This window comes from Symmachiella macrocystis, assembly GCF_007860075.1.
Classification (GTDB): domain Bacteria; phylum Planctomycetota; class Planctomycetia; order Planctomycetales; family Planctomycetaceae; genus Symmachiella; species Symmachiella macrocystis.
This window is the reverse complement of record NZ_SJPP01000001.1, coordinates 2967930-2982316: the sequence shown is the minus strand read 5'-3', so window position 1 is coordinate 2982316 and position 14387 is coordinate 2967930. Positions and strand designations below refer to the sequence as shown.

The following is a 14387-nucleotide window of genomic DNA, read 5'->3' as shown; positions in this document are numbered from 1 at the left end:
GTGAATTTGTGCGTGCCCAGTGAAATTTGCATGAACCGTCGACGGCAATTTTACGTTGCCGCTATAGATAGACGATTTTCACCGAAACACCGGACCTGACAGCAAGCTATGCCGAACATCACCTGCCCCCAATGCCGTGCCGAAATTGATGACGATTTGTGGGAAAGCACGGGACGGGCCGAATGTCCGTTTTGCGGGGCGGACATGCCGGAATTGGCGGCTGCTGCTCCTGCTGAAAACAGAACCAACGGTGCGGAAGATGGACGGATTTCCCTGCCGCCGTTGCCGTCGAAAAGTGTGATTCAGATCATCGAAGTCTCGCCCGACCGCCGCGTATTTTACATACCTGGTGGCCGAGCGGGCGCCATCGGTTTTTTTGCGTTGGTCTGGAACGGCTTTATGGCGGTGTTTACGACGGTGATGATATCGACGGGAGTCGGCGACAAACCGGGCGATATGCATCCCTTGGGAATCGTCGCCTTTATCGGTTTGTTTTGGCTCATCGGACTTGGCTTTGCGTACTGGTGGGTCAAAGCCAAATTCCAAAGGCTGTTCGTGATGCTCGAACCGAAACGGGTCGTGATCCAACGCGTTTTGTTCGGCCGCAAGCGTGTTGCCGAAACCGAGTTAAAGAAGACATCGCGGGCCGAACTGATCGAGTCTTACCAGCAAAATAACAGACCGGTGTATCGCATCGAAATCGTTGGTGAGGATCGTTCCGCTAAGTTCGGCACGTCGTTGAAACGGGAGGAGAAGAACTGGCTCGTCGACCGCATCAATGAGTTTTTGCACCCCGCCGGGACGCCGCCGACCGGTGCTGCCAAGTTTTGTTCTGAATGCGGTGAAGGCCTCCAAGAGGCCGTACCCGACCCTGTGACCGGGGCGGTGACGTGTCCAGCTTGTGGCACCATGGTTTCCACCGCGAACATCGACGCCGAGGGGGAGTTGGCCGAGGCTCAAGAGAATGCGGAGATCGACACGGCCGAGTTCGCCCAACCGGCCGACTTGGTGATCGATGAACAACGCGGGGATCATCTGAAGTTTCATCTCCCCATCTGCTCGCACGCGACGCTGTCCTGGATCGTGGCTGGCATAGCGTTCCTGTTTGGCGGAATTTTTCTGGCAACCAGCCTGTCGAGTTTGTTGAATTTTGAAAAATTTGATGTCGTGAAAACGTTGTTCCTCATCCCGTTTCTGATGGGCGGACTGGTGCCAATCAGCGTGGGCCTATTCGCACTTCTCGGACGCATCACGACTGATATCACCGCGCAACGGATCAAAGTCCGCTATCATTTGGGCTTGATCGGCAAGTCCAAAGAGATGGTGACCGACCAAATCACCGAAGTGAAACTCATGACCGGCGCGCCCTCCAACCCCCGCATCCAGAACAAATCAGGCCGGTCGCACAGCAATAACATCGCCGCCAGCGTGATCAAATCAGCCAACCACATGATCCCACTGACGCTGATCCACAACAAACCAACCGCCCGCTACGTCACACAATTAGTACGACGGCAATTGCGAGAAATGGGTGTCGAGTTCCCGTAGGCCATGTTGTGCACAGGTCTCCGCACCCCACATGTTGTGCGCGGGTCTCCGACCCCGCACTCGCCCGACCGTAGGTCTCCCCACGCAGGCATGAGGCGTGAGGGAACAGGCGTGAGGCTCGCAAGCCAAATCAAACGAGCGCCCAACCCGCCGTAAACGACGGGGCTAATACCGCTACGCGGGGCGCCCGGTGAACCGGGCTTTGTGTTCACTACGGTCTCGGTGTTTGTCGTCCAATTATTGCCTCCTCAGTCGGCTGGCAACGTTAGGACAGCATGACCGAAGGGCTGCGCCGGTAAATCTTGCTGGTCGTTTCACGTTTGAACAGTGGAGAGGGCAACCCAACTGGCTCGAAATGGGACGACACATCATGCGAACGATTCCCTACATGTGCTTGGCGTGCAGTGAGATCGCCGACGTTGCGGTTCCCATCGGTGAAACGGGACCGGGGGAATGTCCAATGTGTGGTGGCGAGTTGACGTGCGATTTTGATTTGCCAGTCAATGAGCACGTCCGGGTTGAGGTTCAGACGCCGGAGCGATTGCGGTTTAGTTTCCCGTTGCGTATTGAACTCCTGTCGACAATTGACATCGTGGCAATATTATTTTCCAGCTTACTGCCCGCTATTCCCTTTTTCATTATAGCATACGAACGATATCAATCCCCGCTGAGGCCATTTAGCCTTACGGGACTCATGTATTGGGGATTGTATTCCATTTTCTGGTGGGGGGTTATGAGTCTAATCGCAATCGCAGACTGCCGAGGACGTAAAGAAATTGAAATCGATCACGATCAACTTGTCACCATTTTTGTGCTCGGTCCTTATCATTGGACTCAGAGAGTGTCATTAACCAAAATCAGCAATGTGATAAACCAAGTAAAAGCGAAATCGCTCGACGCACCAGTTCAAAGAGACGAACAACTAGCAGGTTTCTGTTACTTGGAGAAGGATAATCGCTCCAATGCGTTGTTGACAGCAAACGGCTCACGCAAAATCGCCCGCTACGTCACGCAACTCATCCGCCGACAACTGACCACCATGGGACACGAACTACAGGATGGATAAGATTTTTCCCATTCAATGCCGTAGCTGTGCGGAAAATATGGATGTCACTGCGGACATTGACGTAGCGGCCCCCTACAAGTGCCCAATGTGTGGCACGGATATCGCGATTGCTGAGGCGGAGGACTTCGACCTGCCCTGCCCGGCTGCGGTTGTGATTGAAGAGCATACCGCCGAGCGTTTGCGTTTTCGATTGCCGCGATTCTTGCCGAGATCTGATGGACACCAATTGGCGCGGATTTGTTTGATGGCATATGCCGTTTTTCTCATACCGATAGTTGGGATTTCGCTTGTATTTCATAGTCGACCAGGAACTGGTTGGATGATATTCCCTATCGCGTTCCTTCTATTGGCTTTCGTGATAACGTTAAAGACCCTCAGAAGTTTCATGTTGCTTGAATTCTCGAGCAGTCGGATGGTCATTCGCCATTTTTGGGGGCCATTGGGGTTCAACTTCGCATATAACGTCGTGCCTCCCAGAAATGTATATTTGGAGTCCACGAAATCCAGCCTAAACACATTTTTCTGCTCGTCCGACATTGTCTGCGTGAAGACGAGAAGGCGGACGATTCGAATTGATGCATCACCAAGTCCCGACCTGGCCCGCTACATCACCCACCTCATCCGGCGACAATTGATCACCATGGGACACACACTGCAGGATGGATAAGACCTTCCCCATTCAATGCCGTAGCTGTGCGGAGATCCTGGACGTTGCTGCGGACATGGACGCCGCCGCGCCTTTTAATTGTCCCTTGTGCGGCGCGGACATCGCAGCTGCCGAGGCGGAAGACTTCGATCTGCCGTGCCCGGCGGAGGTGGTGGTTGAGGAGCAGAGGTCCGAGCGATTGCGGTTTAGGCTGCGGTCGAGTTTACCTGGGTCGAATGGCCAGATGTTACGTTTCTTGTTTTCATGGGCACTGCCAATCGATGCACTTTTTTTAGGAATTTGTATCGTATCGGTGAGCAACGGGCATCCGGCGACCGTATTCGAAATATTCACTTTGGTAGCATTGAGTGCGTTCATGGCGTTATTTCTGGCAGTGTTTTTTCGTTTTCGCTCAACTTTCATCGAGTTGTCAGGCGGGCAATTGACAATTGGAGTGCGTTTATGGTTCATAAGGTCTCAGCGGCAACGTCCTATTGATGCTATTACATGCGTGGAGTCGAGGAGCATAAAATCGGATCTTTGGCCGTTTCGATCTCATGTTTACTTCACTCGTGTCCAGGTTGGCCAATGGGGTCGTCAATTTGCGGAATCATCAAATCCCGACCCCGCCCGCTACGTTACCCATCTCATCCGCCGACAACTGATCACCATGGGACACAAACTGCACGATGGCTGAGACATTTCCCATCAAATGTGGTAGCTGCACAGAAATTGTCGACGTCGCTGCGGACAGTGACCCAGCCGCCGCCTACAATTGTCCGATGTGCGGCGCGGCTATCGTGATTGCCGAGGCGGTAGACTTTGAATTGCCGTGTCCGGCGGAGGTGGTCATCGAGGAACAGACGCCTGAGTGTTTGCGGTTTCGGCTGCGGTCAAGTTTACGAGGGTCGAATAGTCATGCGTTTGGTGTGACGGTTTGTGTGGGATTCCCAATTCTTGTCCTGTTATCGGAAATTGGAATCGCTTGGGTGCGTTCCGGCCATCCACCGGGGGTGTTCCAATTATTGACCCAAGCAGCAATTTGCACTCTCATCGCGTTTTTTCTGGCGTCTTTTATTCTTTTTGGATCGACGACCATCGAATTGTCACACGGGGAGTGCTTCGTGCGAGAGCGAGGATTCTTCCTTCCGGTTAAGTGGCAATGTCCTATCGGCGACATGACATTCGTGAGAACCCGAAGCAAGCGATCTCGGCTATGGCCATTTCGTATTTCTGTATACTGCACCGATGTCACGATACGATGGCGGGGCAGCTACCAATGGGCAGAATCACCAAATCCCCGCATCGCCCGCTACGTTACCCATCTCCTCCGCCGACAACTGATCACCATGGGACACAAACTATACAATGGATGAGATCTTTCCCATTCAATGTCGTAACTGTGCGGAGATTATAGATGTCGCTGCGAATATTGACGTAGTCGCGCCATACGAATGCCCTTTGTGCGGCGCGGACATCGCGATTAGCGAGGCGGAGAATTTCGATCTGCCTTGTCCGGCGGAGGTGGTGATTGAGGAGCAGAGTGATAATTTCTTGAGATTTCGGGTGGCAGATAGTCCCAGAGGTAGCGACAGCTTCTATTTGGGACGATTGTTTTTAGTCATCGGTCTCGTTTTTTTAGGGTGTGTTGTATTGATGCACTTTATCGACTTCGATTTTTGGCCTCGATATTTTGACGATCCCCTTTTTGTTTTAATGTACGGATTAGGCTTTCTGGGCACAGGTGTCCTTCAAATGACGCAAGCAAGATCACTAGAATTGGCCGGAAATCATCTGACCGCTCGATATCATGTTCTTGGGGTGACTTATTTTCAAAAGAGGACTCGTTCGGGCCTAATAAACAGCGTACACGTGGTAATACCTGCAATAACTATTTGGCCAGTTCGTATTTGGCAAGTTGTCATTGCCGATCGCCCTAAAACACATGGACGTTTTTTAATTTTCACGTACAACCTAGACGCTGCCCGCTACGTCACCCACACCATCCGCCGACAATTAAAAACCATGGGACACAAACTACAGGATGGATGAACCCAAGGGGGAACGTGAGCGGAGTCCCGTTTTGACGGGGCCGGTGGGTAGAGCGGTGATGGTGCTGGCATTGCCGGTGCTGGTTGAGCAATTGCTGAGCTTCAGCGTGGGGATGGTTGATACCTATCTCGCCAGCATGAGCACCAATGCCACCACGGCGGTCGGGTCAGCGGCGTATGTGGGGTGGTTGGCGTCGTTGATCATTTCGTTTGTGGGCACCGGTACCACGGCGTTGGTTGCGCGGCATTGGGGGGCGGGTGAACACGACGCGGCCAATCGCATTGCCAATCGTTCAATGGCCATGGCGGCTTGCATGGGACTGTTGGTTTTCGTGTTCGTCTTTGTTGCAGCACCAGGGTTTGCCATGTTGCAACAAATGGAGGGCGAGACCTATGACATCGTCGTCCGCTACCTACGGCTTGACGGCCTGGGGATGATCTTTGCCAGCATCACGCTGGTTGGCTCCGCTGCACTGCGCGGCGCGGGCAATATGCGGACGCCGATGAAGATTCTGGGCATCGTGAATGTGCTGAACGTTATTGTCTCGGCCACATTGGTTTACGGCCTCGGTCCGATTCCGGCGATGGGCATTGATGGCATCGTGATCGGAACGGTCGTGGCCCGCACGAGCGGTGGCTTGTTGATGATTTGGGTGTTGTTTCGCGGCAACAGCGGGTTGCAACTGCACCGTCACGAAATTCATCTCAAAGGCTTGGAAGTCACCCGCATCATGCGAATTGGCCTGCCAGCTGCCTCGGAGGGGATCATCATGTGGGCGGGAAATCTGTTGTTCCTGATGATCATTTCACGGCTCAGTTTTGAAGGATTCAGCAAGCCGTTTTATGCGGCGCATATCATTGGCATTCGCGTCGAGGCGCTCACGTATCTGCCGGCGGTCGCTTGGGGACATGCGGCAGCAACAATGATCGGGCAGGCGCTGGGCGCGGGCGATGCTCAGCGCGCGCGACGCGCGGGGCAAATGGCGGTCCTGCAATGCAGTCTGCTGGCAGTCGGGTTGATGGCGTTTTATTACTTCGGGGCGGAATGGATTTATACGTTGATGACCAAAGATGACGCCGTCCGCGCCATCGGCATACCCGCCTTTCAGTTTATGGCGCTGTTTCAAGTGCCGTTGGTATTGTCGATTGTCTACGTCTTGGCGCTGCACGGCGCTGGGGAGACGCGGTATCCGCTGATCTTCACAATCATCGGCGTGCTGTTTATCCGCGTGCCGCTGGGGTATGTGTGCGGCATCGTCCTACACGGCGGACTGATCGGTGCCTGGATCGGCATGAACGTCGACGTCACCGTCCGCGCGATACTATTGTTCATCCGCTTCCGCTGGGGCGACTGGCAAGGCACTCGTGTGTAACGGCACTGACAGTCGAAAACGGTGACGCGGCCTGATCAATACGGATAGGCCACATCCGCCATACCTGCGTCGGTGACAGCGCCGTCCGTGATGCGGACACCCAAATCGTGTTCTACATCCCACGGAGCATAAAATTCAATTCCGATCGATACGGTGCCCTTTTTTTCCGGGTGCACATAGATCGTGGCTATTTCGACAATTGCGTCCAGTTCGTTGCCGGTTTTGATGGGGGGTAAGAATTCACTGACGTCATCACCACCGCTGACATGCATCGCAATCCCTTCTTGATAGACGGGATAGACAGTCTCGTAGTAATCGTAAATCGCCTTACGAACCAGCCGCTTGATTTCGGCACCGTTGGCTACGAACGCGTCAATCGCCGCTTGTTGAGCGGGCGAAGGTCCCGTCTGTTGCGCGCCGGAGACCAGCAGCGCCACCAATTTTTCCGGCCCTGGATCACCATTGCCAAGTGCCCCGTGGAAATACTTGGATTTTATTACGACCACTTTCGCGGCATCTAAGTTGTAGGAACTGTTTTCCCAACGCTCGATAGAGTCGGGATTATCAGGGTCGATCATCGGGACAGCTCCCAATCCACCCACGTTAGCGCCGCAGCCAATACACGACGAAAAAATTAGGTAAGCAAGATTTCGTAATTTGGCAAGCATGGCTCTATTCTCACGAATTGAGGTCTAAGAGGCAAACGCGGTAGCAGAGAGGAAGTCGCTTCATTGGGCATGCGCTGCGACGTCGTACATCACTAGCGTTTGGCCTCCGGTTCCCGGTTGGATGCGGGCGGTGAGTGTGATGGCGTTTTGTACGAACGTGATGGCGGCGCCGAAAGTTGATTTCTCGATGCTCTCTTCATTCCAACCCAGGGCAGAGATCTGCCGGCGACAGTTTTCGATCGCCTCGTCTGGTTCGATGTCAGCGGTGTAGGAGGTGAACTCGGGTGTTTCGAACGTAGCTTCGCCTCCCGCTGGAGCGGGGAGTTTGCGGGTGTCGATGTTTCCCATGTGCAGGAATTCGACGGATGTTTTTTGCCCTTCCACCGAATCGCCCAATGTGTTGAAGAACAGCCGCAGAAGATACCCCTCTTTTTCGTAAATCCGTAACCAGGATTGATCGGTGTCGAGCGCTGCGACAGACTGTTCTCGTTCCTGCCAACCTGCTGCGGAGAGTTTTTCGCGATAGAACTCGCGGGCCTCTGGAATCGTCAGCGGGGCGAGGTAGCCGATATTGTTTTTCTCTGTTGTTTGATAGTCGCCCCCTTCGATGCGGGGAAATTTTTCCAGGTCGAGCATGGCCACAATTTGCTCCATCGTGGCTGCCTCGGGAAGTTTCACCGTTGGTGTGGCGGGCGACTCAGGCTCGTCTGCCGGTGCCCCGACGGTGTCCACTTCGCGCGGTGGCGTATTTTCTTGTTTTGGTTTTTCCGGAGACTTGGCAGACAGGCCCTCGATCGTTTCGGGACGACCGTAGAAGCGCACCATGCCGCCGCTGCTGATGGCGAGCAGTTTTCCATCGGGCGACCAAGTCACGAGATCGGGCGTGGCGTTTTCTTCTTCGATGGTTTGTAGCAATTTTTGAGCGGCAATATCCCAAACGCGGGCCCGCGCATCCATACCGGCGGTGGCCAGCAAGTTTCCATCAGGTGAAAACGCCAACGACGCCACGCCGAACTCGTGTTTCAACGTAGCGGTGAGTTTGCGTTCATCGACCGACCAAATCATCGCGGCGTTTTCAAAGTCGACTGTTGCATCGGCCGTCGCTATGTGTTTGCCATCGGGCGAAAACTCCACGTCGCGTACTGAAATGGCCCGTGGTTCGGAGAGAGCTAAGGGACCAATTTTTTCACCAGTCTCAGCGTTCCAGAGGACCACGTCATCCCAGACAGAGACAACGGTTTTTCCATCGGGAGAGATATCTGAGAAAACCGACTTGGGAATTTTGGTATCGATCACCGCCAATGGTCCGGCGGAATCGGTTTTCCAGGTTTTGACCAGCCCGTCATAACCCGATGAGACGAGCGTCTGACCGTCTTGGGAAAAGGCGACGGAAACGATTCCGGTTTCGTGCTCCTCGATCGTCTGTTTCAATTCCTTGGTCGTGAAATCGAACAGATGGATTTTTCCGTCACCGCCGGCGATCGCTAGCAATTTGCCATCTGCGGAAATATCGACCGCGTCCGCTTCGACAATCGTTCCGGTCAGCGGATACAGGTCTTCGAATTGATGCAATGGCTCTTTGTCGCCGATTTTCCACAGCGTGGGTATGCTCCCCCCGGTGACAAATGTGCGGCTGCCGGGTGCGAACGCGAGGGCGTTGAAGTCGATGACGTCCACTTCCATCTCGGCGAGTAGCTGTAGCGGTTGGTAGCCTTGCTCAGCCGGTGGGGGTGTTTTTGTGGTTTCTTCCGACGAACTCTCAGTCGCCGGTGTCGTCGCTGTGTTTTCGTCAGCACCGCCGCAGCCGATGACACCCACTGAAACGAGAACCGCTAACAAGAACACCCTAATATCCTGACGAAACATCGTGCGAAGACATGTCTTCATCGCTCAGCCCCCTGTTGAGAAGAAACGGTCTCGATTACGAGCGCGGTGCTGGTGTGGCACACCGGAAAGTTTACTCACTTTAGGGGACATTGCTATGGCATTCTTGCGGAATTGCCTGGCGAATGCCGATGTGGACGCGGATGACGTTGGCTGCTGTGTCTGTATGCGACGTCGGGAACGACCGCAAGCGGTCGGTTTGGGATTTGGGTGATGTCGCCGTCATTCCTTTGGTGAAAAATCACAAATTGAGTTGTTGAGCTGCCAGGTAATAATACGTGCCGCGTTTGGCGATCAGTTCGTCGTGTGTTCCCGTTTCGACGATGGCCCCGTCGTGCAGTACGAGGATTTGGTCGGCATCGCGGACGGTGGCGATTTTGTGGGCGATGATGAACGAGGTGCGGTCGGCCAAAATGGCATCGAGGTTTTTTTGAATCTCGCGTTCGCTCAAGCTGTCGAGCGCGCTGGTGGCTTCGTCCATCACCACAATGCGTGGATTGCGATACAAGGCGCGGGCGATGCTAATCCGCTGACGTTGTCCGCCCGAAAGCGTTAGCCCAAACTCGCCGACGACCATGTCGTAGCCCAACGGCATCGCGCGGATGAAGTCATGCGCCCCGGCCAACGTGGCGGCCTCCTCCACTTGCTGACGGTCCGGATTCTCATCCCCGAGGGCAATGTTTTCTAGAATCGTGCCGCTGAACAGCAGGTTTTCTTGCAGCACAAACCCGATCTGCTTTCGCAACGTGCCCAAGTCGATCCGTTCCAGGTCCCAGTCATCGATGGTGATCGTGCCTTCGGTCGGTTGATACAGTCCTAAGAGCAATCGAGCCAGGGTTGTTTTGCCCGAGCCGCTGCGTCCGACGATGGCGATGCGTTGTCCCGGCGCGGCTTCGAAGGAAAGGTTGCGCAACACATAGGGCGCCCCTTTGGTGCCGTAGTGGAAAAAGACGCGGTCGAATTTTACCCGGCCGCGAATGACTTTAGGATAGACACGTTCTTCCGGCGGCGGCTGAGGTTCGGGGTCGTTGTCGAGCACGTCGCTCAACCGTTCCAAGGAGACGCGGGCTTGTTGCAGTTGGTCCCACAGTCCGATGACCCCCGAGAGCGGTCCGATGACTTGTCCGGCCAGCATGTTGAAGGCCATGAAATCGCCCAAAGTCAATTCGTTCCGCTGGACCAACGTCAGTCCATACCAGAGCAGCGCCACGTTGCTGAACACACCAATGGCGCCGTCGATAGCACCGAAAGTTTCTCCTAGTTTTTCACTGCGATATTGCGACTTTAAGTACTTCTCGAACAGGAGTTCCCATTTTTTCTGCATCGGCTTTTCCACGGCCATGGCTTTGACCATGTCGATCCCGCCGATGCTTTCAATCAGGTTGGATTCATGAGCGGCGCCATCTTCCATCAACCGGCGATGCATTAACTTCATGATCGGGCTGACGATTAAAGTGAAGGCCACGAAGACCGGCACGAACGCTAAGACCACAGCCGCCAAACGGGCATTGAGCATGAACATCACCACGAAATAAACGACCACCATCAACGAATCGAGCACGACCGTCATCGTGCCGGCGGTGAACAGCTCGCGCACATTTTCGTTGTCGCCAAAGCGGGCCACGATGTCGCCCGTTCGCCGCAATTTGAAAAACCGCGTGGGCAACTGCAGCAAATGTTCGTAAAACTCGTGCAACATGGTGCGGTCGAGTTTCTGACTCAACCGGACGGCGACCATGCCCCGTAACATCGTCATGCCGATTCCGAAGACAGAGACCACGACCAACCCCAATGCCAGCCAATTCAGAGACAGAAGACTCCCGGGAGGCGCGGTGCCGTCTGGTGGACCGGCATCGGCGGGCATCAGTACCGAATCGATGATGTATTTAGTGAATAACGGCGCGGCCAGACCGACGACTTGCAGTAACAATGAGATCGCCAGAATCACACCCAGCGTCTTAAAGTTGCTCTTCATTAAATTGGTTAAGCGCTGCGCGGCTTTGGGTTTAGTGCGAATCCGCTCCGCGGCCGCCGTGGGAGTCACCTCCAGCGCGAAGCCACTAAACTGCGTTTCCAACTCTTCCAGCGTGACCCGGCACTTGCCCATCGCGGGGTCGGCAATGTACGCGTAGTTCTCATTCAATGCGTACAGCACCACGTAGTGGTAGCCCTGCCAAAAGAGGACGGCCGGCAATTGCAGTTTCGGCAACCGATCAGCGGTGAGCTTCAAGCTTCGTGTTTCGTAGCCCACTTCGTGGGCGGCATGGATCAATTGAGTCAGCGACGCCCCCATGGTGCTCACGCCGGCCAAGTCGCGCAAACGGCTGACGCCGACGGGACGTCCATGATGCGCAGTGATCATGGCCAGCGACGCGGCTCCGCAATCGACCTCCTCGTGCTGGGGGATATATGGAAACTGGTACCGCCGCCAAAATCCACCCAATCCGGTTGAGGGCGGAGTCGGTACATGTTCGCCGGTTGGTGCTACCTCCTCCTCAGCCGGCATCTCCATGGCTGTGACGGGCACCAGCGCTGCGGGCGGAGCGGTTGGTTCGACGATGTCTTCCGGTTCGGTGGTCGTTTTCGCGGCATTTTCCGCAGCTATCGCCGCATCCCGCACCTGGGTGGTCACCGTATCAAAGTGTTCGGCCGCGTCATCCGCGCGAGTATGCGCGGCGCGCTCTTCGAAGTAGGTCCGTACTTGCGGAACGTCGTCCAGTAATCTGCAAAAGTCGGCCGCGGCCAGCGTCAGCATGGTGACCGGTCCGTCTGCCTGAAATGTAAAATAGCTGCCAACCGGTGGCCGCTCCACCAACGCACTGCCGCCGAATGTATCTCCCGACGTCAACGTTGTCTGCACTTCCCCCTCTTTGACGACGTTCACACGACCCGATTGAATCAAATAGAAATGTTCGGGAACTTCTCCAGCGGTGAGGATCGAGTCTTCTGTAGGGAAGTCCTGCGATTGGAACTGATCGACCAGTTCTCGCAGCTGCGGCGGCTTGAGTTGCGTGCCGAGTTGCCCCACCACCTTGATGAAATTCCACAACTGCAAGCGATCGGCATAACGGTCAAAATATTGCCGCAGGTCGCCGTTTTTCTCCAGGAGACTTTGCACAGCTTCGGCCGGAATGCTGATTAGCGTGCTATCGGCCGCGGAACGAATCGTGGCGTTGCGCGGCGCATTGCTGACCAATGACATTTCGCCAAAGTGATCTCCGTCGAACAGCGTATTTAACGGGAGTTCGTCGCCGTTCTCTTCGTGAAGCACACGGACTTTGCCAGAGTAGACGACGTACATCCGGTCGCCCACATCTCCTTGCCGAAAAACGACCTGCCCGAGTTTATAGTGGCGGATATCCGCTTGGTCGCGGATGGCTGCAAGCTCTTCGTCGGACAGCAACGAAAAGCAACTGCAGTCCCGCAAGCAGGTTTCCAATTGATCGACGTTCATTCAGTTTTCCTAACCGGGCGGCAGATGTAGCATCAATGTCCTGAGAATGAAACAGCCAGTGTAAACGTCCCGCATGCGAAGATCGACTACATAAACGATAAAAGATTCCGAACCAGCCGTTTTCCGACAGACGCTGGACCGAAATCACCCGCCCGGTTACGCTAGAGACTGTTTCAAAACCCGGTTGCGCTTGTTTGAGATGTTGAAATTCAAGTGTCAGCGAGATGCGTCAGAGTTTTTTGAGACTAGTTTTAGAGAAAGCCGGAAAGCGTCGCTCGTGAGTGTCCGATGTTTGCTGGATTCCGCCACCATTTATGCCATGATCCCCATTGCGGGGTTACCTGTTCCGTCAAATCAGGAGTACCGATTGTGCGCCACCATTCGACTTCACGCCGTGACTTTCTAAAAACATCCACAGGAGTTGCCGCAGCGGGTCTCGCGGCTCCCTATCTTTGGCCCAGCGCTCTGTTCGCTGCCGACAGTCCGAACGAACGCATCAATGTGGCTTCGATTGGCGTGGGTGGACGAGGTTCGGGAATCGGCCGGCAAGCGGCTGGATTGGGAAACATGGTCGCCTGTTGCGATGTCGATAGCCAGCATGCGGAGAGGTTTGCTGCGCGGATTGACGGAAACTGCGCGACTTACACTGATTACCGCAAACTGTTGGATCGCAAAGACATTGATGCGGTGACGGTCGGTACTCCCGATCATTGGCACGTAAAAATCTCTATTGATGCGATGCGCGCCGGCAAGGATGTCTATTGCGAAAAACCACTAACGCTCACGATCGACGAAGGCAAACAAATCTGTCGCGTTGTGAAAGAGACCGGCAAGGTCTTCCAGGTCGGTACGCAACAGCGCAGCGAAAATGAACAACGCTTTCTCAAAGCGGTCGCGATTGCCCGTAGCGGTCGTTTGGGCGACAAGCTACACGCGCTCTCTTCGGTTGGCGAAGCATCGAGTGGGGGGCCATTCAATGTGACCAAACCGCCGACGAATTTGGATTGGGATATGTGGCAAGGCCAAGCTCCGGAAACCGGGTACATGGCGGAACGGACGCATCACAATTTTCGCTGGTGGCAGGAATACTCCGGCGGGCAGGTCACCGACTGGGGCGTACATCACACCGACATCGCCCTGTGGGCCTTGGGATTGGATGAGACTGGCCCGACCAAGATTTCTGGAAAAGGAACATTCAACAAACAGCAGGACTGTTACAACGTCGCTAAAAGTTTTGACTGCATGATGGACTTTGACGGCGGACATCAAATCCAACTCACCAGTGGAGGGAACGAGTTGGTCATCACCGGCGATCAGGGAAAAATCCGCGTGAATCGCGGCGGACTTACTGGGAAACCAGTCGATGAAATTGCTGCGAGCGCCGAGGAAACCGACTGGCTTAACGACGAAGTCGAAAAACTGTACCGCAAAATGCGGATCGCGGGGCACATGCAGAACTTTTTCGACTGCATCAAAAGCCGCGAATTGCCGATTTCAGACGTCTACACACACCACCGCTCGGTGAGCGCCTGCCATTTGGCCAATATTGCGATGATCCTAGACCGTGAATTGACCTGGGACCCCAAAAAGGAAGATTTCGTTGGCGACGCCGAAGCGACATCGATGCTCAGCCGCGAGCAACGCAAACCGTATACGGTTGATGCCTAATCGACGTCGCGTGCGTCAGGATGCACATT

9 protein-coding genes are annotated in these 14387 nt (G+C 54.7%); 6 read left to right on the top strand and 3 right to left on the bottom strand.

Annotation, left to right across the window (positions count from 1 at the left end; translation table 11 throughout):
• Positions 1–108 precede the first annotated feature (108 nt).
• The 5 genes from CA54_RS11420 to CA54_RS11400 all read left to right on the top strand — a co-directional run bounded on the left by CA54_RS11420 (position 109) and on the right by CA54_RS11400 (position 6684).
• Entirely contained in the window at positions 109–1548 is a 1440-nt protein-coding gene (locus CA54_RS11420) for a hypothetical protein (protein WP_146370894.1), read from the top strand.
• A 370-nt stretch (positions 1549–1918) separates the two neighbouring features.
• Positions 1919–2614 carry a hypothetical protein gene (locus CA54_RS11415; protein ID WP_146370893.1) on the top strand — a complete coding sequence of 232 codons (696 nt, stop codon included), beginning with the start codon at positions 1919–1921 and terminating at the stop codon, positions 2612–2614.
• Between the two features lie 659 nt (positions 2615–3273).
• Positions 3274–3957 carry a hypothetical protein gene (locus tag CA54_RS29810; protein WP_146370892.1) on the top strand — a complete coding sequence of 228 codons (684 nt, stop codon included), beginning with the start codon at positions 3274–3276 and terminating at the stop codon, positions 3955–3957.
• Between the two features lie 671 nt (positions 3958–4628).
• Positions 4629–5312 carry a hypothetical protein gene (locus tag CA54_RS11405; RefSeq protein ID WP_146370891.1) on the top strand — a complete coding sequence of 228 codons (684 nt, stop codon included), beginning with the start codon at positions 4629–4631 and terminating at the stop codon, positions 5310–5312.
• On the top strand, positions 5305–6684 hold the full coding sequence (locus tag CA54_RS11400; RefSeq protein ID WP_146370890.1) for an MATE family efflux transporter: 1380 nt from the start codon (positions 5305–5307) through the stop codon (positions 6682–6684). The genes CA54_RS11405 and CA54_RS11400 overlap by 8 nt, the downstream gene beginning before the upstream one ends.
• A gap of 35 nt (positions 6685–6719) precedes the next feature.
• Here CA54_RS11400 and CA54_RS11395 read toward each other — a convergent pair whose 3' ends face one another.
• The 3 genes from CA54_RS11395 to CA54_RS11385 all read right to left on the bottom strand — a co-directional run bounded on the left by CA54_RS11395 (position 6720) and on the right by CA54_RS11385 (position 12690).
• Positions 6720–7262, bottom strand: coding sequence for a DUF6985 domain-containing protein (locus tag CA54_RS11395; RefSeq protein ID WP_146370889.1), 543 nt, complete (start codon positions 7260–7262; stop codon positions 6720–6722).
• A 150-nt stretch (positions 7263–7412) separates the two neighbouring features.
• Entirely contained in the window at positions 7413–9239 is a 1827-nt protein-coding gene (locus CA54_RS11390; protein WP_146370888.1) for a WD40 repeat domain-containing protein, read from the bottom strand.
• Positions 9240–9477: 238 nt separating this feature from the next.
• A complete protein-coding gene (locus tag CA54_RS11385; RefSeq protein ID WP_146370887.1) occupies positions 9478–12690 on the bottom strand; it encodes a peptidase domain-containing ABC transporter in 3213 nt (1070 codons plus the stop codon).
• 369 nt (positions 12691–13059) lie between these two features.
• Here CA54_RS11385 and CA54_RS11380 point away from each other — a divergent pair, with 369 nt between their 5' ends.
• Positions 13060–14358, top strand: a complete 1299-nt coding sequence (locus tag CA54_RS11380) for a Gfo/Idh/MocA family protein (protein ID WP_231963037.1) — start codon at positions 13060–13062, stop codon at positions 14356–14358.
• The last annotated feature ends 29 nt before the right edge of the window (positions 14359–14387 follow it).

Excerpts from the sequence above, each read along its gene's own strand:
- CA54_RS11420 (WP_146370894.1), top strand. The coding sequence starts at position 109 with ATGCCGAACATCACCTGCCCCCAATGCCGTGCCGAAATTGATGACGAT.
- CA54_RS11395 (WP_146370889.1), bottom strand. The coding sequence starts at position 7,262 with ATGATCGACCCTGATAATCCCGACTCTATCGAGCGTTGGGAAAACAGT.
- CA54_RS11385 (WP_146370887.1), bottom strand. The coding sequence starts at position 12,690 with ATGAACGTCGATCAATTGGAAACCTGCTTGCGGGACTGCAGTTGCTTT.
- CA54_RS29810 (WP_146370892.1), top strand. The coding sequence starts at position 3,274 with ATGGATAAGACCTTCCCCATTCAATGCCGTAGCTGTGCGGAGATCCTG.
- CA54_RS11415 (WP_146370893.1), top strand. The coding sequence starts at position 1,919 with ATGCGAACGATTCCCTACATGTGCTTGGCGTGCAGTGAGATCGCCGAC.
- CA54_RS11405 (WP_146370891.1), top strand. The coding sequence starts at position 4,629 with ATGGATGAGATCTTTCCCATTCAATGTCGTAACTGTGCGGAGATTATA.
- CA54_RS11390 (WP_146370888.1), bottom strand. The coding sequence starts at position 9,239 with ATGAAGACATGTCTTCGCACGATGTTTCGTCAGGATATTAGGGTGTTC.
- CA54_RS11400 (WP_146370890.1), top strand. The coding sequence starts at position 5,305 with ATGGATGAACCCAAGGGGGAACGTGAGCGGAGTCCCGTTTTGACGGGG.